19 protein-coding genes are annotated in these 20,198 nt (G+C 69.0%); 8 read left to right on the forward strand and 11 right to left on the reverse strand.

From position 1 onward, the window contains the following. Positions 1–27: 27 nt before the first annotated feature. Complete coding sequence (locus G6N07_RS11045; protein WP_085187786.1) at positions 28–411, forward strand: nitroreductase family deazaflavin-dependent oxidoreductase; 384 nt, start codon at positions 28–30, stop codon at positions 409–411. Positions 412–503: 92 nt separating this feature from the next. On the opposite strand, the gene nadC is transcribed toward G6N07_RS11045, so the two are convergent. The 3 genes from nadC to nadA are packed head-to-tail and all read right to left on the reverse strand — an operon-like array spanning position 504 to position 4,017. Further along, positions 504–1,370, reverse strand: a complete 867-nt coding sequence (gene nadC, locus G6N07_RS11050; RefSeq protein ID WP_085187783.1) for a carboxylating nicotinate-nucleotide diphosphorylase — start codon at positions 1,368–1,370, stop codon at positions 504–506. Next, positions 1,361–3,007, reverse strand: coding sequence for an L-aspartate oxidase (locus G6N07_RS11055; RefSeq protein ID WP_085187780.1), 1,647 nt, complete (start codon positions 3,005–3,007; stop codon positions 1,361–1,363). The genes nadC and G6N07_RS11055 overlap by 10 nt, the downstream gene beginning before the upstream one ends. Further along, a complete protein-coding gene (gene nadA / locus G6N07_RS11060) occupies positions 3,004–4,017 on the reverse strand; it encodes a quinolinate synthase NadA (protein ID WP_099050110.1) in 1,014 nt (337 codons plus the stop codon). The genes G6N07_RS11055 and nadA overlap by 4 nt, the downstream gene beginning before the upstream one ends. A 65-nt stretch (positions 4,018–4,082) precedes the next feature. Here nadA and G6N07_RS11065 point away from each other — a divergent pair, with 65 nt between their 5' ends. Both G6N07_RS11065 and G6N07_RS11070 read left to right on the forward strand, forming a co-directional pair. Further along, entirely contained in the window at positions 4,083–4,754 is a 672-nt protein-coding gene (locus G6N07_RS11065) for an NUDIX hydrolase (RefSeq protein WP_179960036.1), read from the forward strand. Positions 4,755–4,815: 61 nt separating this feature from the next. Next, positions 4,816–5,184 (forward strand): hypothetical protein, encoded by a 369-nt coding sequence (locus G6N07_RS11070; RefSeq protein WP_133055513.1) that lies wholly within the window; start codon positions 4,816–4,818, stop codon positions 5,182–5,184. Positions 5,185–5,413: 229 nt separating this feature from the next. Here the strand turns inward: G6N07_RS11070 and G6N07_RS11075 are convergent, their stop codons facing one another. Genes G6N07_RS11075 through G6N07_RS11090 form a run of 4 tightly spaced genes read right to left on the reverse strand, consistent with a single transcriptional unit; the run spans position 5,414 to position 7,399 of the window. Further along, positions 5,414–6,121, reverse strand: coding sequence for a DUF2567 domain-containing protein (locus tag G6N07_RS11075; RefSeq protein ID WP_085187772.1), 708 nt, complete (start codon positions 6,119–6,121; stop codon positions 5,414–5,416). Beyond that, positions 6,058–6,258 carry a biotin synthase auxiliary protein BsaP gene (gene bsaP, locus G6N07_RS11080; protein WP_085187949.1) on the reverse strand — a complete coding sequence of 67 codons (201 nt, stop codon included), beginning with the start codon at positions 6,256–6,258 and terminating at the stop codon, positions 6,058–6,060. Before bsaP ends, G6N07_RS11075 begins: the two co-directional genes overlap by 64 nt. Further along, positions 6,258–7,253: a biotin synthase BioB gene (gene bioB, locus G6N07_RS11085; RefSeq protein ID WP_085187770.1), complete on the reverse strand. Its 996-nt coding sequence runs from the start codon at positions 7,251–7,253 to the stop codon at positions 6,258–6,260. The genes bsaP and bioB overlap by 1 nt, the downstream gene beginning before the upstream one ends. After that, positions 7,250–7,399 (reverse strand): hypothetical protein, encoded by a 150-nt coding sequence (locus G6N07_RS11090; protein ID WP_163784175.1) that lies wholly within the window; start codon positions 7,397–7,399, stop codon positions 7,250–7,252. Before G6N07_RS11090 ends, bioB begins: the two co-directional genes overlap by 4 nt. Positions 7,400–7,420: 21 nt before the next feature. Between G6N07_RS11090 and G6N07_RS11095 the strand changes: the two genes are divergently transcribed. Next, the gene (locus tag G6N07_RS11095; RefSeq protein ID WP_085187767.1) at positions 7,421–7,999 is read left to right on the forward strand and encodes a TetR/AcrR family transcriptional regulator C-terminal domain-containing protein; all 579 of its coding nucleotides are present in this window, start codon (positions 7,421–7,423) and stop codon (positions 7,997–7,999) included. On the opposite strand, the gene G6N07_RS11100 is transcribed toward G6N07_RS11095, so the two are convergent. The 4 genes from G6N07_RS11100 to G6N07_RS11115 all read right to left on the reverse strand — a co-directional run bounded on the left by G6N07_RS11100 (position 7,992) and on the right by G6N07_RS11115 (position 11,749). Next, complete coding sequence (locus G6N07_RS11100; protein ID WP_085187764.1) at positions 7,992–8,513, reverse strand: 2'-5' RNA ligase family protein; 522 nt, start codon at positions 8,511–8,513, stop codon at positions 7,992–7,994. The two genes, G6N07_RS11095 and G6N07_RS11100, sit on opposite strands and share 8 nt — an antisense overlap. Then, positions 8,514–9,203, reverse strand: coding sequence for a dethiobiotin synthase (gene bioD, locus G6N07_RS11105; RefSeq protein ID WP_085187761.1), 690 nt, complete (start codon positions 9,201–9,203; stop codon positions 8,514–8,516). 16 nt (positions 9,204–9,219) lie between these two features. Next, on the reverse strand, positions 9,220–10,368 hold the full coding sequence (locus G6N07_RS11110; protein WP_085187758.1) for an 8-amino-7-oxononanoate synthase: 1,149 nt from the start codon (positions 10,366–10,368) through the stop codon (positions 9,220–9,222). An 82-nt stretch (positions 10,369–10,450) separates the two neighbouring features. Further along, on the reverse strand, positions 10,451–11,749 hold the full coding sequence (locus G6N07_RS11115; RefSeq protein WP_085187755.1) for an adenosylmethionine--8-amino-7-oxononanoate transaminase: 1,299 nt from the start codon (positions 11,747–11,749) through the stop codon (positions 10,451–10,453). A gap of 92 nt (positions 11,750–11,841) precedes the next feature. Here G6N07_RS11115 and G6N07_RS11120 point away from each other — a divergent pair, with 92 nt between their 5' ends. The 4 genes from G6N07_RS11120 to treZ are packed head-to-tail and all read left to right on the forward strand — an operon-like array spanning position 11,842 to position 20,146. Next, entirely contained in the window at positions 11,842–13,992 is a 2,151-nt protein-coding gene (locus G6N07_RS11120; protein ID WP_085187752.1) for an acetyltransferase SucT, read from the forward strand. A gap of 1 nt (position 13,993) precedes the next feature. Next, positions 13,994–16,126 (forward strand): glycogen debranching protein GlgX, encoded by a 2,133-nt coding sequence (glgX, locus tag G6N07_RS11125; RefSeq protein WP_085187750.1) that lies wholly within the window; start codon positions 13,994–13,996, stop codon positions 16,124–16,126. Next, positions 16,126–18,417 carry a malto-oligosyltrehalose synthase gene (gene treY / locus G6N07_RS11130; RefSeq protein ID WP_085187747.1) on the forward strand — a complete coding sequence of 764 codons (2,292 nt, stop codon included), beginning with the start codon at positions 16,126–16,128 and terminating at the stop codon, positions 18,415–18,417. Before glgX ends, treY begins: the two co-directional genes overlap by 1 nt. Then, positions 18,410–20,146: a malto-oligosyltrehalose trehalohydrolase gene (gene treZ, locus G6N07_RS11135; protein WP_085187946.1), complete on the forward strand. Its 1,737-nt coding sequence runs from the start codon at positions 18,410–18,412 to the stop codon at positions 20,144–20,146. The genes treY and treZ overlap by 8 nt, the downstream gene beginning before the upstream one ends. Positions 20,147–20,198 lie beyond the last annotated feature (52 nt).

The raw sequence follows: 20,198 nt of genomic DNA on the forward strand, positions 1-20,198 counted from the left end.
AGCAGGCCAAATCGTATTGGAGCCGTCGTGTCGGAATTACCGAAGATGTTCCCGGAGTGGCTGGATCGCCTTCAGAGCACCTACTTCAATCCGGTCATCAGGCCGCTGGCCGGGCACCTACCCGGCCTGGCGCTCATCAAACACACTGGTAGACGCTCCGGGCGACGCTTCGAGACACCCGTGACGGCCTACCGCAAAGGCAGCGAGATCGCGATCGTCCTCGGCCACGGGATGACCGACTGGGCGCGTAACGCGATCGCCGCGGGCGAGGCCGACATCAAGCTTTTCCGTGACGAACTGCACATCGTGAACCCCCGGATCGTGCCCAACGGGCGTGAGGTCACGGCCCTGCCGTCGTTCGCGCGCCGGCAGGCCCGTAACCTTGCGGTTTTCGTCGCCGACGTGAGCTGACCGCTGGCACGGGTGTCCTGCCAGTGGGACTACTCGCCGTCGTTCGGCCGCGACCCGCTCCGGCAACGCCATTTGCCCTGCCGGTCAATGAATCAGACGTCCAGTCCGATGTCGAGCACACCCACCGAGTGGGTCAGCGCCCCGACAGCGAGGTAGTCGACGCCGGTGCCCGCGTACTCGGCCGCCGTCCCCAAAGACAGCCCGCCGGAGGATTCCAGTTTGGTGGCCGGCGAGTTCGAGTCACGACGCTGCACCGCGATCTGGGTCTGCCAGACCGGGAAGTTGTCGAGCAGTACCAACTCGACGTCCTCGGCGAGCACCTGGTCGAGTTGCTCGAGCGAATCCACCTCGACCTCACACGCCAGTCCGGGCGCCGCGGCCCGCACGGCCCGTAGCGCGGCCACCACGGAACCGGCGGCCGCCGCATGGTTGTCCTTGATCAGCACCGCATCGCCAAGACCCATGCGGTGGTTCTCGCCACCACCGACCCGCACCGCGTACTTCTGCAATGCCCGTAGGCCCGGCAACGTCTTGCGGGTGTCGCGGATCTTGGCGCCGGTACCCGCCACCGCGTCGACCCACTGAGCGGTCGTGGTGGCGATTCCAGACAGATGTGACACGAGGTTGAGCATCGTGCGCTCGGCCGTGAACAGACCTCGGGTGGGGGCTTGCAGGGTGAGCAGCGCCGCGCCCGGCTGGAGACGGGCGCCGTCCTCGACCCGATCGGTCACGCGGTAGCCGTCGGGACCGAGTACCTCGTCGAGCACCAACAGTGCCACGTCGACTCCCGCGGCCACCCCTGATTCACGGGTGCGCATCGACGCGGTCGTGGCCGCGTCGGGCGGCACGGTCGCCTGTGTGGTGACGTCCGGCCCGTATCGCAGATCCTCCTCGAGTGCACGTGACACGACCGCATGCGCCTCGGCGATCTCCGCTTTCGACAGTTGACTCAGCAGCACGCGTCTGCCCTCACCTTCAGTCGTAGGTGTCCGTGTTCGTCGAGGTCAACCGCACCGCTGACGGCGTGTGCGGGGTCGGCGTCAAGGTGGTCTGCGCGGTGGTGGCAACCCCGCGACTCGGCGCGCTGCAGCGCGGCGACGGACACCGCCCGCGCGGTCAGGGTGAGCGCGGTGTCCTCCACGTCGGCGAGGGAGCGCAGCGGGCGTGAGGTCGCCCTCGCCAGCACGTCGCCCAGCCGCAGCAGCCCCGCGGCGTCGCGCACCACCGAGGCGTCGTGGCTCATCGCCACCTGCAGGTTCCGCCGGCCGAGCGCCTCGCCCACGAGGCGGTCAGGAGCGACGGCGCGGGTGGGACCCACCGCGGCGGCGTGGTCGGCGGCACCGCGCCCTGCCCGGCCGCCCACGACCAGACCCTCGAGCAGGCTGTTCGACGCCAGCCGGTTGGCGCCGTGCATACCGGTGCGGGCCACCTCGCCGGCCGCGAACAAACCGGGTAGTGCGGTGCGGCCGTCGACATCGGTGACCACACCACCGCAGCTGTAGTGCGCTCCGGGCACGACGGGGATGGGTTGACGCGTGGGGTCAATACCGGCCTGTAGGCACGCGGCAGTGACCGTCGGGAAACGGTGCGCGATCCCGCTGAGGTGGCGGGCGTCAAGGTAGACGCACGGTTCGCCGCTGGCCTTCATCCGCGCGTCGATCGCGCCGGCAACCACGTCACGCGGCGCCAGATCACCCAGTGGATGCACCGCGGCCGTCACCGGATCTCCGTGTGCGTCGACGAGTCGGGCACCTTCTCCGCGCAGCGCCTCGGTGATCAGCGGACGCCTGCCACCGGTGCACCCGTCGAACAGCATGGTCGGATGGAACTGGACGAATTCGATGTCGCTGACCGGCACGCCGGCCCACAGAGCCAGCGCGATTCCGTCGCCGGTGGATGCTTGCGGGTTCGTGGTGGCGGCGTAGAGGTGGCCGAGGCCGCCGGTCGCGAGGATCACCGCGGGGGCGTGCACGATGCCGGGCCCGTCCTCGTTGAGGACCAGCACGCCGGTCACCCCCGCGTCGTCGCGCAGCACCCGGACCGCCACGTGGTTGTGGCGGACGTCGAGTACCCGCGCCGCGTGGTCGAGGGCGCGCTGCACTTCGGCGCCGGTGGCATCGCCGCCGGCATGGATGATCCGCCGCCGGGAATGTCCGCCTTCGCGCGTAAGGGACCAGCGGCCAGGGGCGGCTTCGTCGAAGCGGGCGCCGTCGCCGACGAGGTCGCGCACCCCTCGGTAGCCGTCGGCCACGATGGACCGCACCGCATCGGCGTCACACAACCCGCCACCGGCGGTGAGTGTGTCGGCGATGTGGGCGTCCACCGAATCGCCGTCCTCCCGCAACGTGGCCGGCAGCACCACGGCGATTCCACCCTGGGCGTACCCGGTGGCCGTCGACCCGGCCTGTTCGGCGGCCTTGCTCAGCACGATGACCCGGCGGCCGCGGCGGTGCGCGGCCAGCGCCGACACCAGACCGGCCACGCCGGTCCCGATCACGACGACGTCAGCGCGCTGGTGCCAGTACGTGGTGCCGCCGCAGCCGCGACTGGAAGGCTTCCCCGCGGTCGCTGCGCTCCTGCTCCCGGGTCCGGTCATTCCCCGCCGCCGGACTGCCCGATCTCGATCATCCGCTGCACGCTGCGCCGGGCCAGCCGTGCGGTGTCCTGGTCGACGTGGACCTCGTCGGTGCCGCCGGTCAGGCAGCGCAGCAGCGCACCTGGCGTGATCATCTTCATGTACCGACACGAAGCCCGGTCGTTGACCGCCTGGAAGTCGATCTCCGGAGCCGCACGACGCAGTTGGTGCAGCATCCCGACCTCGGTGGCGACCAGGACCTGGCTCGCCTGGCTGTCGCGGGCCGCGTCGAGCATGCCTCCCGTAGACAGGATCTTCACCCGGTGGGCCGGAAATGCCCCCTCACCCGCGAGGTAGAGCGCCGAGGTTGCGCATCCGCATTCGGGGTGCACGAACAGTTCGGCGTCCGGATGCGCGCGGGCCTGGTCGGCGAGTTCGTCGCCGTTGATGCCGGCGTGCACGTGGCACTCGCCGGCCCAGATGTGCATGTTGGTCCGGCCGGTGACGCGGCGGACGTGGGCGCCGAGGAATTGGTCGGGGCAGAACAGCACATCGCGGTCGGCGGGAATGGACGCGACGACGTCGACGGCATTCGAGGACGTGCAGCAGACATCGGTCTCTGCCTTCACCGCGGCGGTGGTGTTGACGTACGACACGACAACCGCGCCGGGGTACTCCGTCTTCCACTCACGCAGGTCGTCCGCGGTGATCGAATCGGCCAGCGAGCAGCCCGCCCGGGCGTCGGGGATCAGCACCGTCTTGTCCGGCGAGAGGATCTTGGCGGTCTCTGCCATGAAGTGCACACCGCAGAACACGATGGTGTCCTCCGGCGCCTCGGCCGCGATGCGCGACAGCGCCAGGGAGTCCCCGACGTGGTCGGCGACGTCCTGGATGGCCGGCAGCTGATAGTTGTGCGCGAGCACGGTGGCCCCACGCTGCCGGGCCAGCCGGCGGATCTCGTCGGCCCACTCCTCGGTGGGCGCGACGTCATCGCCGAACTTCGCCGGAAACGTCTCGTCAAGCAGCGTCACGATGAGCTCCTCCCGGTTTTCGACTTACAATCGAAAACATGACTTATGGTAGCACCGCCCACGAAGTGCTCGCCGTCGTATTCCAGGTTCGCGGCGTCGACTCCGGCGAGGGCCAGCCGGCCCTACACGTGCTGCTGTGGCAACGCGCGCTCGACCCCGAGCGGGGCCGATGGTCCCTACCAGGCGGCCGGCTCGGCCACGATGAGGACCTCACCACCTCCGTGCGGCGCCAGCTGGCCGAGAAAGTGGACCTGCGTGAGATAGCCCACCTCGAGCAACTCGCCGTGTTTTCCGATCCGGCACGCGTTCCCGGCGGGCGGACCATCGCCTCGACGTTCCTGGGCCTGGTGCCCTCGGCCGCCACCCCGGCACTGCCGTCGGACACCTGCTGGCACCCGGTCTCCGAGCTGCCCGAGATGGCGTTCGACCACCGCCCGATGGTCGAACACGCCCACACCCGGCTGGCGGCCAAACTGTCGTACACAAACATCGGATTCGCCTTGACACCAACCGATTTCGCGATATCGACGCTGCGGGACATCTATTGCGCGGCGCTCGGCTACCAGGTGGACGCCACCAACCTGCAGCGCGTGCTGGAACGCCGCAACGTCATCACCAGAACCGGTTCCACCGCCCGCTCGGGACGGGCGGGGGGCCGACCGCCGGCCCTGTACCGGTTCACCGAATCCCGCTACCGGGTGACCGACGAATTTGCCGCGCTTCGTCCCCCCGGGTGAGGCGAGTGGATCTCATAGATTCTTACAGTAAGTAGTCCTTCGCCGGATGGACTTGGGCCGCATGGCGCGGGACACCGGCGCCGAGTGGATCGGCCAGCCGCACCACGAGCACGTCGCCCGAGGTGCCCGGCCGTCTGTCCCGGCGAACCAGTTCTACGACCCGCCAGCCGGTTTCGAATACGCGCAACCCATGGGGGCGCGCACGGCATCTGGGGCCGGCCCCGCGACCCGGCTACCACGCGTTCGACGGGGTCATGGCCTCGCCCGCCTCGCGCTGTCGACGGAGGCACCGGTGGACCTGTGGGATTACTCCGGCGGACTGGCAACCGCCGGCGGCGGAGACCTGCGACACCTACGCCCCGAACTCGACGTGGTCGGCGCGGTGTCGGCTCGCCGGCGCCCGATCTCGGCAACGCGTTCCGCCGGCTGAACGTGCAGCCTCCACTCGGGTCTGCGGCGATGCGGTGCCGCGGTGGGCCGGCATGGGCATGGGCAAGCTGGTCGACCGGCGGTATCGGACGTCCTGCAGACCCGGAGGTTCAGCACGTCTCCACAGCATCGAGCTCGCACCGCGACGCCGGCGTCACCTACCCGCACCAACACCAAGTGGCCGACTGCTGAACCCACCGCTACCGCGGCATGCTGCGGCCTCGCGACGATCATTGCGAAGGTGATTGCGGGCCAACGGGTAGAGCGCCGTCCACTGTCTCAGTTCGGCCGCTGACCGGCTGGTGGTCCTGCGGCGGCCAGCCGCCGAGGTCGTCGCGGGCGGTCGAGACCGCGCATATCGCATAGACCAACGCGGCGAGGGCGGCCGGGAACACCAGCGAACATGCGATCTGCAGCGGCGTGTGTCCGAAGAACACCCCGGGCGCCTCGACGACGTAGTGCACCCGGCGCTCAGGCGTCACGGGCGCGCCGGCCACGTCGACCGTGCCGTACCGCATGCGCATCAGCGCCGCCCCGACGCCGGCCGCCGCCGCGGCCGCACCCGCGCCACCGACCGCGAGCGCCGTGACCAGTACGGGACCGCGGTGCGCCCGCCACTGCCAGAGCCAGACCGCCGCCACGACGCCGAGCACCGACAGCATGCCGACGAACAGGAACGCCGAGGTGAAGAAGTGGTCGGCCTCACTGCCGAGATACGCGCGGATGCGGTCACCGGCCCGCGTCAGCGCGACGACGCCGTGCACAGGCGGCGCGAGCACCGACCACAACGCACCGGTGACCGCACCGCCCGCCACCAAGCCGGCGACAGTGGTCGACGCGGCCTTTCGGCGGGAGAAACGCGGAGCCGCAGCATTCACCGTTGAGTGTCCAGGTCGTCCGAATCCAGGACGCCGTGCCGAGAGCACTTCGCCCACCATCCGTCCGGACGTACCTGCACCACCATCCGGCGGCCGCACTCGGCGCAGAAGCGCGGTGGCTCCAGACCCATCTGAGCCGCGGTCGGCACCACGCCGCCAGCGGGTTCGCCAGTGTAGGTGTTGAACTTCGGCACCATCACAAGCTGGCGTTGAGCGCCTTGATCGGCATCCGCAGGTCGTCGAGCAATTCAAGGTCGGCCTCGGCCGGGCGGCCGAGCGTGGTCAGGTAATTGCCGACGATCACCGCGTTGATGCCGCCCAGGATGCCTTTCTTGGCGCCCAGATCACCCAGGGTGATCTCGCGGCCGCCGGCGAAACGGAGCATGGTTCGGGGCAGCGCGAGGCGGAACGCGGCGACGGCTTTGAGCGCCTCGGCACCGGGGAGTACCTCCAGGTTCCCGAACGGGGTGCCCGGCCGCGGGTTGAGGAAGTTCAGCGGCACCTCGTGCGGGTCCAGTTCGGCGAGGTTCGCGGCGAATTCGGCGCGTTGCTCGAGGGTCTCCCCCATGCCGAGGATGCCGCCGCAGCACACCTCCATACCGGCCTCGCCGACCATGCGCAGGGTGTCCCACCGCTCTTCCCAGGTGTGGGTGGTGACGACGTTGGTGAAGAAGGACCGCGCCGTTTCTAGGTTGTGGTTGTAGCGGTGCACGCCCATCTCGGCGAGGCGCTCGACCTGGTCGGCGGTGAGCATGCCCAGCGAGCAGGCGATCTGGATGTCGACCTCGTTGCGGATCGCCTCGATGCCGGCGGCGACCTGCGCCAGCAACCGCTCATCGGGGCCCCGGACGGCGGCGACGATGCAGAACTCCGTCGCGCCGGTCTTGGCCGTCTGCTTGGCCGCTTCTACCAGGCTCGGCACGTCGAGCCAGGCGCTGCGCACGGGTGAGGCGAAAAGCCCGGATTGGGAACAGAAATGACAGTCCTCGGGGCAGCCGCCTGTCTTGAGGCTGATGATGCCCTCGACCTCGACATCCGGCCCGCACCAGGACATTCGGACCTCGTGCGCGAGGGCGAGCAGGTCGTCGAGACGATCGTCCGGCAGTCGCAGCACCTGCAGCGTCTGTTCCTGGTTCAGACCTTCTCCACCCTCCAGCACCTGTTCGCGCGCCACCGTCAGAATGTCGCTCACTCGGGCTCCTTCCAGTTGTTGAACACGTCGGCGGGCCGACAGTTGAACACGTCGGCGGGCCGACAGTTGAACACGTCGGCGGGCCGACAGTTGAACACGTCGGCGGGCCGACAGTTGAACACGTCGGCGGGCCGACAGTTGAACACCGTTCAGGTTAGGGTAGCGGTGTGCAGCTGCACAAACGCGACGTCGTCGATGCCGCGACGGCGATCCTGGACTGTTACGGGATCACCGACCTGACGATGCGCAGGCTCGCGCGCGAGCTCAACGTCTCCCCCGGCGCCCTGTACTGGCATTTCGCCAACAAACAGCAGCTTCTCGGCGCGGTCGCCGACCGGATCCTGATCCCGGCCCGCGAGGTGCCCATCGCCGGTGACTGGCGCGACCGCGTCATGGCCGTGTGTTCGGCGCTTCGCGACGCGCTGCTGTCACACACCGACGGGGCCGAACTCGTGTCGGCCAGTCTCGCCGCCGGACAGTCGCAGGCGGCGGGTGAGATCCTCGCCGCCCTGTCTTCCGCCGCCGCCGACGCAGGCGTCGCGCCCGCCGAGGCCGAACTCGCCGCGCGCACCGTCATCTACTACGTCCTCGGATTCACCGTGGATGAGCAGTCGAAGATGCAATGGGACTCCGCCGGTGTGCTCGACTCCGGCGAGTCGGTGGCCACCGTCGACCACGATCGTCGCTTCGGATTCGGTCTGCGCCTACTGATCGACGGCCTGGGAGTCATCTCACAGGTCAGCTGATCGGATACTCGACGCCGTTGTTGCCGTCCCAGTGGCGTAGCCCTACGAGCCGGCAGCGGATATCGGTACCCAGCCCTGGCACGGCCATCGCGGCGGATAACTGCTCGGGCGGCAGACGGCGCGCCAGCGTGACGTGCGGGGTCCATTGTCCGGGTGCTGTATGCGGCATCGGTGCAGTGGCGATGAAGGGTCGGCATACCCGGTCGGCCTCACGCTGCACGTGGAGCAGGAGCGCCGACGGGACCAGCAGGCGGACGAGGATCAGCGCGCGGACCCCGAACAGCATCGGTGCCCCGATCAGCCCGTCGAACGGCAGCAGGTCCAGAAGCGGCCGCAGCGCCTCGTCCACCCCCTCCGCCATGTCCTGGGCCACGGTGAGCGTGACGTGGGGCCGGTTGCTCGGGGAGCGGTTGGCGGCCTGGCTGCGCACGCCGACGGCGTTCAGGCCGTCCCAGATCCGGCGCACGGCCGCGTCGGCGTCGGGGTCGAAGAGCAACTCCACCGAGTGGACCATCTACAGCAGGCCCGCCAGCCAGTTCGGGTCGAAGGCGGTCGCGCTGATCCGTTCGAAGTCGACCGCGCTGACCGAACCGACGCCTGCCGGCAGCGCCGCGCGCACCGGAGCCAGCCGCGCCAGCGCGTCGCGGTTGTCTACCTCGGCCGCGCCCGGTTGCGCGGGCCACGCGCCGATCACCAGTCCCGCACACGGGACCTGCTCAGCGCCAAGCGACTCCAAGGTCAGCGCGGTGTGGTTGAGAGTGCCGAGTCCCGGTGCGACCACGACCAGCACGGGAGCGGCCAGCTCGGCGGCGACATCGCGCAGCGTGGTGCCGTCCTGACCGAGTTGGACGAGGAGCCCACCTGCACCCTCCACCAGCGTCAGCCGTCCCGGCGCGTCGACGCCGCGGATCATGGCGATCAGCTCGTCGCCCGTCGGCAGAGCGGCGCCCGCCCGTTGCGCGGCGGCCACCGGCGCCAACGGGTCCGGGTAACGCCATCCCGGGTGCAGGGCCCCGACCCTGGCCAGCCGGCCGATCTCGACGAGGTCGTCGTCACCCGTCCCGCCGGCCGGTCCGGTCCCGGTCTGGACGGGCTTGCACACCGCGACGTCGATTCCGGCCACGCGGGCAGCGCAGGCCAGCGCCGCAGTGGCCACGGTCTTGCCGACGCCGGTGTCGGTCCCGGTCACCAGGAGGACGCTCATCTCACCAGGAGGACGCTCATCGGCGGGCCTCCGTCAGAACGTCGGTCAGCACCCGTCGGGCGGTGCCGAGCTCATCGGGGGTCAGCGACGCCCTCGCGGCCAGGCGAAGCCGGGAGGTGCCCGGGGGCACGGCGGGCGGCCGGAAACATCCGACGCGCAGGCCCTGTTCGAGGCACGCCGTCGCTGCCGCCAGCGCGACCTCGGGTCGCCCGAGGATCACCGAAACGACGGCGGAGTCAGGTCGCCCGGGAAGGTCACATGCCTGCGCCAGTTCGGCGGCGTGGTCGAGCACGGCGCGGGCACGCCACGGTTCGTCGATGAGCACCTCGAGCGCCGCCCATGCCGCACCGACCGCGGCCGGCGCGAGGCCGGTGTCGAAGATGAACGGGCGCGCGGCGTCGATGAGGTGGTCGCGCACGGCGGCGGGCCCGAGCACGACGCCGCCCTGGGTGCCCAAGGCCTTGGACAGCGTGGTGGTCATCACCACGTCCGGCGCGCCGGCGAGTCCCACCTCGTCGAGCAGCCCGCGGCCACCGGCGCCGCGCACGCCGAGGCCGTGCGCCTCGTCGACCACGAGCAGTGCGCCGTGACGGCGGCACACCTTGTGCATCTCCCGCAGCGGCGCCAGCACCCCGTCGGCGGAGAACACCGAATCGGTCAGCACCACGGCCCGCTGTTCGTCGCGGGCGTCCAGTGCGGCCTCGATCGCGGTGACGTCACAGTGCGGGGTGACCACGACCCTCGCCCGCGACAGCCGGCTGGCGTCCACGAGCGACGCATGAGTCAAGGCATCGGAGACTAGGAGCGAACCGGGGCCGGACAGCGCCACCACGGCGCCGAGGTTGGCAGTGTAGCCCGAGGAGAACACCAGCGCGGACTCCGCGCCGGTGAATGCGGCCAGCGCACGCTCGAAGCCCTCATGCAGTTCGGTGTTGCCGGTGACCAGCCGTGAACCGGTCGAACCGGCGCCCCATTGGCGCAGTGCGTGTACCCCCCCTTCGACGACGCGCGGATGAGTGGAGAGGCCGAGGTAGTCGTTGGAGGCCAGATCCACCGCGCTGCCGCCGACCGGTCGGGTGCGCAGTGCGCGGCGCAGCCCGGCGGCGCGACGCTGGTCGGCGACGTCGTCGAGCCAGGCCAGTGGCGACAGACCGGCGCGGGTCACAGGCGCCCTCCTCCAACCGACACTTGAACACGTCGGTGAACCGACAATTGAACACGTCGGTGAACCGACAATTGAACACCGTTCAGGCTAGTGCACGCGCTACGCCCAGGACGCCGGAGGTGATCTGCTCGATCTCCTCGGCGGTGCAGATGTAGGGCGGCATGACGTAGACGAGGTTGCGGAACGGCCGTAACCACACCCGGTGGCGCAGCGCCGCGGCGGTCGCCGTCGCCATGTCAACCGGACGTTCCATCTCGACCACGCCGATCGCGCCGAGCACCCGCACGTCGGCGACGCCCGGCAACTCGCGCGCCGGCCGCAGACCCTCGGCCAATCCGCGTTGGATCGACGCGATGGTGTCCCGCCAGTCACCGGCCAGCAGCAGTTCGACGGCCGCCACGCCGACCGCGCAGGCCAGCGCGTTGGCCATGAACGTCGGACCATGCATGAGCGCACCGGCCTCACCGGTGCTGATCGTGTGGGCGATCTCGGCGGTGCACAATGTCGCGGCCAGCGTGAGGTAGCCGCCGGTGAGGCCCTTCCCGACACACATGATGTCGGGGCTCACCCCGACATGGTCGGCGGCGAACAGCTCGCCGGTGCGCCCGAAACCGGTGGCGATCTCGTCGAAGATCAGCAGCACGCCATGCCGGTCACACAGCGCCCGCAGATCACGCAGGTAGCGCGGATCGTGGAACCGCATTCCCCCGGCGCCCTGCACCACCGGTTCGACGACCACCGCGGCCAGTTCGTCGACGTTCTCGATGAGTTGGCGCTCGAAGGCCGACACATAGTCGGGGTCGTAGTCCCGCGGCACCGGCGGAGCGAACACCTGGCGGGTCAGGATGTCGGTCCACAGCTCGTGCATGCCACCCTCGGGATCGCACACGCTCATCGGCGTGAACGTGTCGCCGTGGTAGCCGCCACGCCAGGTCATCAGCCGGGTCTTGTCCGGCCGTCCGGCGGCCCGCCAATACTGCAGAGCCATCTTCACGGCCACTTCGACCGACACCGATCCGGAGTCGGAGAAAAAGACGGTGTCGAGGCCCGGCGGGGTGATCCGCACCAGCAGCTGCGCCAGCCGGGCGGCGGGTTCGTGGGTGAGGCCGCCGAACATGACGTGATTCATCGTGGACAGCTGCCGGGTGATCGCCGCGTCCAGCACCGGGTGGCCGTGGCCGTGGATCGCCGTCCACCAGGAGCTCATCGCGTCGATGACGTCCAAAGAGGTCCCGTCGGCAGGGTCGGCGATGGTGATCCACGCCCCCTTGGCGGCCAGCGCCACTACGGGGGTCAACCCGCCGGCGCCGATGGTGCTGTAGGGATGCCAGACATGCGCCGCATCCAGGGCGCTGATCTGGTCGGGGGTCAACGCGGCCATGAGAATCGACACTAACGCCTCTGCTCGCCGCGGCATCCCCACGATGGGTGGCATGAGGAGTGCCGCGTCATTCGGTAAATTGGCCGCCGACCATGATGACCCTCGCCCCCCACCGGCCGGCGGCTGGCACCGACGCGGGAACCGTCCGGCCCACCGCGACGGGGACCCGGTCTTCGGGCTTCTACCGCCATGACCTGGACGGTTTGCGCGGTGTCGCGATCGCGCTCGTCGCGGTCTTCCACGTATGGTTCGGTCGCGTCTCCGGTGGCGTCGACGTCTTCCTGGCCCTGTCGGGGTTCTTCTTCGGCGGCCGGTTGCTACGCATGGTGTTGACCCAGGGCGCCCCGATGCGCCCCTTCCCCGAATTGTCCCGGCTGGTGCGGCGGCTGTTGCCCGCGCTGGTGGTGGTGCTGGCGGCGTCGGCGGTCTTGACCATCCTCATCCAGCCGGAGACCCGGTGGGAGACGTTCGCCGACCAGAGCCTGGCCAGCCTCGGGTACTACCAGAACTGGGAGCTGGCGATCACCTCGTCGGACTACCTGCGGGCCGGTGAGACGGTCAGCCCCCTGCAGCACATCTGGTCGATGTCGGTGCAGGGTCAGTTCTACATCGCCTTCCTGGCCCTGATCTTCACCGTCGGGCTGCTGTTTCGGCGGATTCTGCACCGGCACCTGCGCACGATCCTGGTGGTGCTCCTGACCACGCTCACCATCGCCTCGTTCGTCTACGCCGTCGTCGCCCACAACGACGACCAGGCCACGGCGTACTACAACAGCTTCGCCAGGGCGTGGGAGCTGCTGCTCGGTGCGCTGGCCGGGGCGCTCGTGCCCTACATCCGGTGGCCGATGTGGCTGCGCAGCATCGTGGCCACCGTCGCGCTGGCGGCGATCCTGGCGTGCGGCTGGTTCGTCGACGGTGTCGAGGAGTTCCCCGGTCCGTGGGCGCTGGTCCCGGTCGGGGCCGCCATCGCCTTCATTCTGTCGGCCGCCAACCGCGGGCCGGCCGGCCGCCTGCCGACCCCCAACCGGTTACTGGCCACCAGAGTATTCGTGACGCTGGGGTCGATGGCCTACTCGCTGTACCTGTGGCACTGGCCGCTCCTGATCTTCTGGCTGGCCTACACCGGGGAATCCCGTGTCGACTTTTGGCAGGGCGCCGCGGTGCTCGCCGTGTCCGCGGCGTTGGCGTGGCTGACGATGCACTACATCGAGGAACCACTACGCTACCGCGGCCCCGCGCCCGCCGTCGCGACCGCACCGCTGCGGGCTCGGCTGCGCAGACCCACGATCGCGCTGGGCTCGGTGGTCGCGTTGCTGGGCGTGGCGCTGACCGCGACGTCGTTCACCTGGCGCGAGCACGTCACCGTCCAACGCGCCAACGGTGAGGAACTGGTCAGCCTCTCCACGCAGGACTATCCGGGGGCGATGGCCCTGATCGACAAGGTTCGGGTGGCCAAGCTGCCGATGCGCCCGTCGGTGCTCGAGGCCAAGAAGGACCTGCCCGCCAGCACCATCGACGGCTGCATCAGCGACTTCGACAATGTCGGGGTCATCAACTGCACCTACGGCGACAAGACGGCGCCGCGGACCATCGCGCTGGCCGGCGGCTCCCACGCCGAGCACTGGATCACCGCGCTCGACCGGCTCGGCAGGACCCACGATTTCAAGGTCGTCACCTACCTCAAGATGGGCTGCCCGCTGACCACCGAGGAGACGCCGCTGGTGATGGGCGACAACCGGCCGTATCCCAAGTGCCACGAGTGGAACTCGCGGGTCATGCCGAAACTGCTTGCCGACAAACCGGATTATGTGTTCACCACCTCGACGCGGCCGTGGAACATCAAGGACGGCGATGTGATGCCGTCGACATACCTCGGCATCTGGGAAGCCCTGTCGAGGAACAACATCCCGATTCTGGCGATGCGAGACACTCCGTGGTTGGTGCGCGACGGCCAACCGTACGTCCCCGCGGACTGCCTGGCCGACGGCGGTGATGCGGTGTCCTGCGGCATCGAGCGCTCCGAGGTACTCTCCGACGACAATCCGACACTTGCCTATGTCAACCGGTTCCCGATGCTCAAACCGCTGGACATGAGCGACGCGGTGTGTCGGAAGGACTACTGCCGCGTGGTGGAGGGAAATGTCTTGCTGTACCACGACGCTCACCACATCTCCACGACCTACATGCGCACCATGACCGCCGAACTGGGACGTCAGATCGCCGCCGCCACCGGCTGGTGGTGACGTGAGCCCGCACACCGTCTGGCCCGGTGAGGCCTACCCGTTGGGCGCGACGTACGACGGGGCGGGCACCAACTTCTCGCTCTTCTCAGAGGTCGCCGATCGCGTCGAGTTGTGCCTCATCGCCAAGGACGGTAGCGAGGAACGCGTCAACCTCGACGAGGTCGACGGGTACGTCTGGCACGCGTACCTGCCCACCGTCACTCCCGGCCAGCGCTACGGGTTCCGAGTGTACGGACCGTGGGATCCGCGGGCAGGACACCGGTGCGACGCCAGCAAGCTGCTGCTCGATCCGTACGGCAAATCGTTCTACGGCGCCTTCCGTTTCGGCCAGGCGCTGTACTCCTACGACCTCGACGCCGAGGATCTCGCCTCGGGCGGCATTCCGCCACGGATGGACTCGCTCGGGCACACGATGACCAGCGTCGTGATCAACCCGTTCTTCCAGTGGGGTTCCGACCGCCCGCCGCGCACCCCCTACCACGACACCGTGATCTACGAAGCCCACGTCAAGGGGATGACCCAGCGGCATCCCGCCATCCCCGCGGAGTTGCGCGGCACCTACGCCGGGCTCTGCCACCCGGCCATCATCGACCACCTCGAGTCGCTCAACGTCACCGCCATCGAGCTCATGCCGGTACACCAGTTCATGCACGATCACCGACTGCTCGATCTCGGGTTGCGAAACTACTGGGGTTATAACAGTTTCGGCTTCTTCGCCCCGCATGACCAGTACGCCGCCAACCAGCACGCGGGCGGTGCGGTCGCCGAGTTCAAGGCCATGGTGCGATCCTTCCACGCGGCGGGTATCGAGGTCATCCTCGATGTCGTCTACAACCACACCGCCGAGGGCAACCACCTCGGGCCCACCGTCAACTTCCGCGGTATCGACAACGCCGCCTACTACCGGCTGCTCGACGGGGACCTGCGACTCTACAAGGACTTCACGGGGACCGGCAACAGCCTCAACGCCCGCCACCCGCACACGCTGCAGCTGATCATGGATTCGTTGCGGTACTGGGTGGTGGAGATGCATGTCGACGGGTTCCGCTTCGACCTGGCCTCGACGCTGGCCCGCGAGCTGCACGACGTGGACCGGCTGAGCGCGTTCTTCGACCTGGTGCAGCAGGATCCGGTGGTCAGTCAGGTGAAGCTCATCGCCGAGCCCTGGGATGTCGGCGAGGGCGGCTATCAGGTCGGGAACTTCCCGGGTTTGTGGACCGAGTGGAACGGGAAGTATCGCGACACTGTGCGCGACTACTGGCGGGGAGAGCCCGCAACCCTGGGCGAATTCGCCTCCCGGCTGACGGGATCATCAGACCTCTACGAGGCCACCGGACGGCGCCCCAGTGCGTCGATCAACTTCGTCACCTGCCACGACGGCTTCACGTTGCACGATCTGGTGTCTTACAACGAGAAACACAACGAAGCCAACGGCGAGGCCAACCGCGACGGCGAGAGCCACAACCGGTCATGGAACTGCGGGGTGGAAGGTCCCACCGACGATCCGAGAATCAACGCGTTGCGCGGCAGGCAGATGCGCAACATGCTGGCGACGCTGATGTGCAGCCAGGGCACCCCGATGATCGCCCACGGGGACGAAATCGGCCGGACTCAGCACGGCAACAACAACGTCTACTGCCAGGACACCGAACTGTCCTGGATGGACTGGTCGCTGTGCGAGACGAACGCCGACCTGCTGGAGTTCACCCGCAAGGTGGTCGCGTTCCGCAAGCGTCACCCGGTGTTCCGGCGCCGGCGGTTCTTCGAGGGTAAACCGATCCGCAGTGCCGGGCAGTTCCATGACATCGCCTGGCTGACACCCGCAGGCACCGAGATGACCCCCGAGGACTGGGGCACCGGCCTGGGCAGGTGCGTGGCGGTCTTCCTCAACGGCCAGGCGATCCCGACCCCGAACGAACGCGGCGAACGGGTCGTCGACGATTCGTTCCTGTTGTGCTTCAACGCCCACGACCACGCGCAGGACTTCGTTACCCCCGACGGCGATTACGCCGAGATGTGGACCGCCGACCTGGACACCGCCGATCCGACCGGGAACACCGACGTCGTCGTCCCGGCCGGCGAGAAGATCTCGGTGCAACCCCGATCGCTGCTCGTGCTCCGGAAGACCGCCTGATGCCCGCCCGCCCGGTACTGTCGACCTATCGGTTACAGATGCGCGGTGACGCCTTCACCATCGCGGACGCCGAGGCCCTGGTGGACTACCTCGACCACCTCGGGATCTCGCATCTCTACCTGTCCCCGATCCTGACCGCCGTCGAGGGTTCGATCCACGGCTACGACGTCACCGATCCCACGACGGTGTCGGCTGCTCTCGGCGGCGCCGAGGCGCTCGCGTCGCTGTCGGCGGCGGCGAAGGCTCGTGGAATGGGCCTGGTGGTCGACATCGTGCCCAACCACGTCGGCGTCGACGATCCGACCCAGAACACCTGGTGGTGGGATCTGCTCACCCACGGCCGCGATTCCACATACGCGGACTACTTCGACGTCGACTGGACCGCGGACCCGGACGGCAGGATTCTGCTTCCCGTGCTGGGGTCCGACGGCGACGTCGCGGATCTCAGCGTGGACGGCGACACGCTGCGCCTGGGCGACCTGGTGTTCCCCATCGCACCGGGCACCGGTGAGGGCGCCGGCCCCGATGTCCACGACCACCAGCACTACCGGCTGATCGGGTGGAAACGCGGCATCTGCGGATACCGCCGATTCTTCTCGATCACCTCCCTCGCGGGACTGCGCCAGGAAGACCGCGCGGTGTTCGATGCGACCCACACCGAGGTCAAGCGGTGGTTCACCGAAGAGCTCGTCGACGGCATCCGCATCGACCACCCCGACGGTCTGTCCGACCCTCCGGGCTATCTGGGGTGGCTGCGGGAACTCGTCGGCCCGCAAGCGTGGATCGTGATCGAAAAGATCCTCGCTGTAGACGAACCGCTGGATCCGACACTGCCGGTGGCGGGCACCACCGGGTACGACGCGCTGCGCGAGGTCGGCGGGGTGTTCGTCGACCCGGCCGGCGCCGAAGCGCTCGGCACACTCTACGAGTCCACCGGTGTGGCCTACGCCGACATGGCGCGGACCGCCCGGGCGCTCAAAGTGCAGGCCGTGAGCGCCACGCTGGGCAGTGAGCTGGCCCGACTGTGCCGCACGATCGTCGCCGCCACCGGTCAGGATCACGACGACCTGCCGGACGCGGTCGCCGCGGTGATCAGCCACCTCGGCGTGTACCGATCCGACTATCCGGCGCTGGCGACGGTGCTACCGGTGGCGATCGCCGAAACTCTTACCGAGCAGCCACGCTTCGCACCGTCCCTGCAGATCATGTCGGCGGCGATGTCCGGTAGCCGGGAGACCGCGGTGCGGTTCCAGCAGTTGTGCGGCGCGGCCACCGCGAAGGCCATGGAGGACTGCCTGTTCTACCGGGACGCCCGCCTGGTCTCGCTCAACGAGGTCGGCGGCGAACCCGAGTGGTTCGGCGTCAGCACCGCGGAGTTCCATCAGCGCGCCGCAACCCGGGCGGCCATGTGGCCGCATGCGATGACGACACTGTCGACCCACGACACCAAACGCGGTGAGGACGTGCGGGCCCGCATCGGCGTGCTGTCCCAAGTGCCCTCGCTGTGGGCACAGTACGTTCGAGCCTGGGCGGAGCGCACTCCGCCGCCCGATTCCGGCACGGGGCTTTTCCTGCTGCAGAACATCTTCGGGGTCTGGCCGGTCGACGGTGTCGTGACCGACGAGCTTCGTGAGCGGTTACACGCCTACGCCGAGAAGGCGATCCGCGAGGCGGCCACCCACACCACGTGGAACGATCCGGACAGCGAGTTCGAAAGCGGCGTGCATGCGTGGCTCGACAGCGTGATCGACGGCCCGGTCGGCACAGAACTCACCCGACTCGTCGAACAACTCGACCCGCATGCCCGCAACGACAGCCTCGGCCAGAAGCTCCTGGCGCTGACCGGGCCCGGCGTCCCCGACGTCTACCAGGGCACCGAACTGTGGGAGGACAGCCTGGTCGATCCGGACAACCGCCGTCCGGTCGACTACCCGGCTCGCCGCACCGAACTGCAGGCGTTGCGACATCCGAAGATGCGCGTGATGCGCGCCGCTCTGCACGCCCGCCGCGACCGGCCGGCCACGTTCCTCGAGGGCGGCTATACACCGCTGCTCGCGCGCGGAGCGGCCGCCGACCACGTGGTCGCGTTCCTGCGGGGCGGGGACGTGCTGACCGCGGTCAGCCGCCACACCGTGCGGTTACGGGAGACCGGGTGGGGGGATACCGCTTTGACCCTTCCCGACGGGGATTGGACCGACCGCATCACCGGCGCCACGTTCACCGGCACCGCCACTGCTGCCGACCTGTTCGCCGAACTGCCCGCCGTGCTGCTGGAGCGTGATGATGCCTGAATTCGCGGTGTGGGCGCCGCTGCCCGAGCGTGTCCAGCTCGACGTCGACGGCGTGCTGCACCCGATGACGCGCGGTGACGACGACTGGTGGCGCGCCGAGGTGGACGCCGCACCCGACGCCCGGTACGGCTTCGTCCTCGACGACGACCCGAAGGTACTGCCCGACCCGCGTTCGCCGCGTCAGCCCGACGGCGTGCACGGGCGGTCCCAGCTGTGGCAGCCGGCTCCCGACGCCTGGACCGACGGCGACTGGGCGGGCCGCAACATCGAGGGGTCCGAAAAAGGTCAAGTGATCTACGAACTGCACACGGGTACCTTCACCCCGAACGGCACGTTCGACGCCGCCATCGACAAACTCGACCACCTCGTCGACCTCGGCGTCGACTTCGTCGAACTGATGCCGGTCAACGCGTTCGGCGGCAGCCACGGCTGGGGGTACGACGGGGTGCTCTGGTACGCCGTGCACGAACCGTACGGCGGCCCCGACGCGCTGATCCGGTTGATCGACGCCTGCCATCGCCGCGGGCTCGGTGTACTGATCGACGCGGTGTTCAACCACCTCGGACCGTCGGGCAACTACCTGCCCAAGTTCGGCCCGTACCTGTCGTCGGGCAGCAATCCGTGGGGCGAGTCGATCAACCTCGCCGACGCCGGCGCCGACGAGGTGCGCCGCTACATCCTGGACTGCGCGCTGCGGTGGATGCGCGACTTCCACGCCGACGGTCTACGGCTGGACGCGGTGCACGCACTGGTCGACACCACCGCGATCCACATCCTCGAAGAGATGTCCGCCGAAACCGATGCGCTGGCACGCGAGCTGGGCCGGCCGCTTTCGCTGATCGCCGAGAGCGACATGAACGACCCCCGCCTGATCACGCCGCGCGACCAGGGTGGCCTCGGCATGACCGCGCAGTGGGACGACGACATCCACCACGCCATCCATGCCGCGGTGTCGGGTGAGACGCAGGGCTACTACCGCGACTGGGGCAGCGTCGAGGCGCTGGCACAGACCCTGCGCAACGGATACTTCCACGCCGGGACCTACTCGTCGTTCCGGCAGCGCCGCCACGGCCGCCCACTGGACACCGCCACCATCCCGGCCACGCGGCTGCTGGCCTACACCCTCACCCACGACCAGGTCGGCAACCGGGCGGTCGGCGACCGGCCGTCGCAGAACCTCGACACCGGCCAACTCGCCGTCAAGGCCGCCCTTGCCCTCGGATCGCCTTACACCGCAATGCTTTTCATGGGCGAGGAGTGGGGATCGTCGTCACCGTTCCAGTTCTTCAGCAGCCATCCGGAACCGGAACTGGCCCGCGCGACCGCCGAGGGACGCAAGAGCGAGTTCGCCGAACACGGGTGGGACGCCGACGAGATCCCCGATCCCCAGGATCCGCAAACTTTCCTGCGCTCGAAGCTGAAATGGGACGAGGTCGACGAGGAGGACCACGGCCGCCTGCTCGCGCTCTACCGGGACCTGATCGCGCTGCGGCACAACGAGCCGGACTTGGCCGACCCGTGGCTGGACCATCTGCGGATCGACCACGACGAGGCGCAGCGTTGGATCGTGATGCACCGGGGCGACCTGTCGATCGCGTGCAATCTCGGCGCCGACGCGGTGACCGTGCCGGTCAGCGGTGAGGTGGTGCTCGCCTGGGGCGACCCGGCCGCCGACGGCGACGGGACGCGGTTGGATGGGCATTCCTTCGCGGTGCTGCGAACCGCCTGACCGTCATCTCCGTCGGACGTGTGCTTAGGCCTCGGTTGACGCCGAACTCGCG

It is taken from the genome of Mycolicibacterium doricum (genome assembly GCF_010728155.1).
GTDB classification, from domain to species: Bacteria; Actinomycetota; Actinomycetes; order Mycobacteriales; family Mycobacteriaceae; genus Mycobacterium; species Mycobacterium doricum.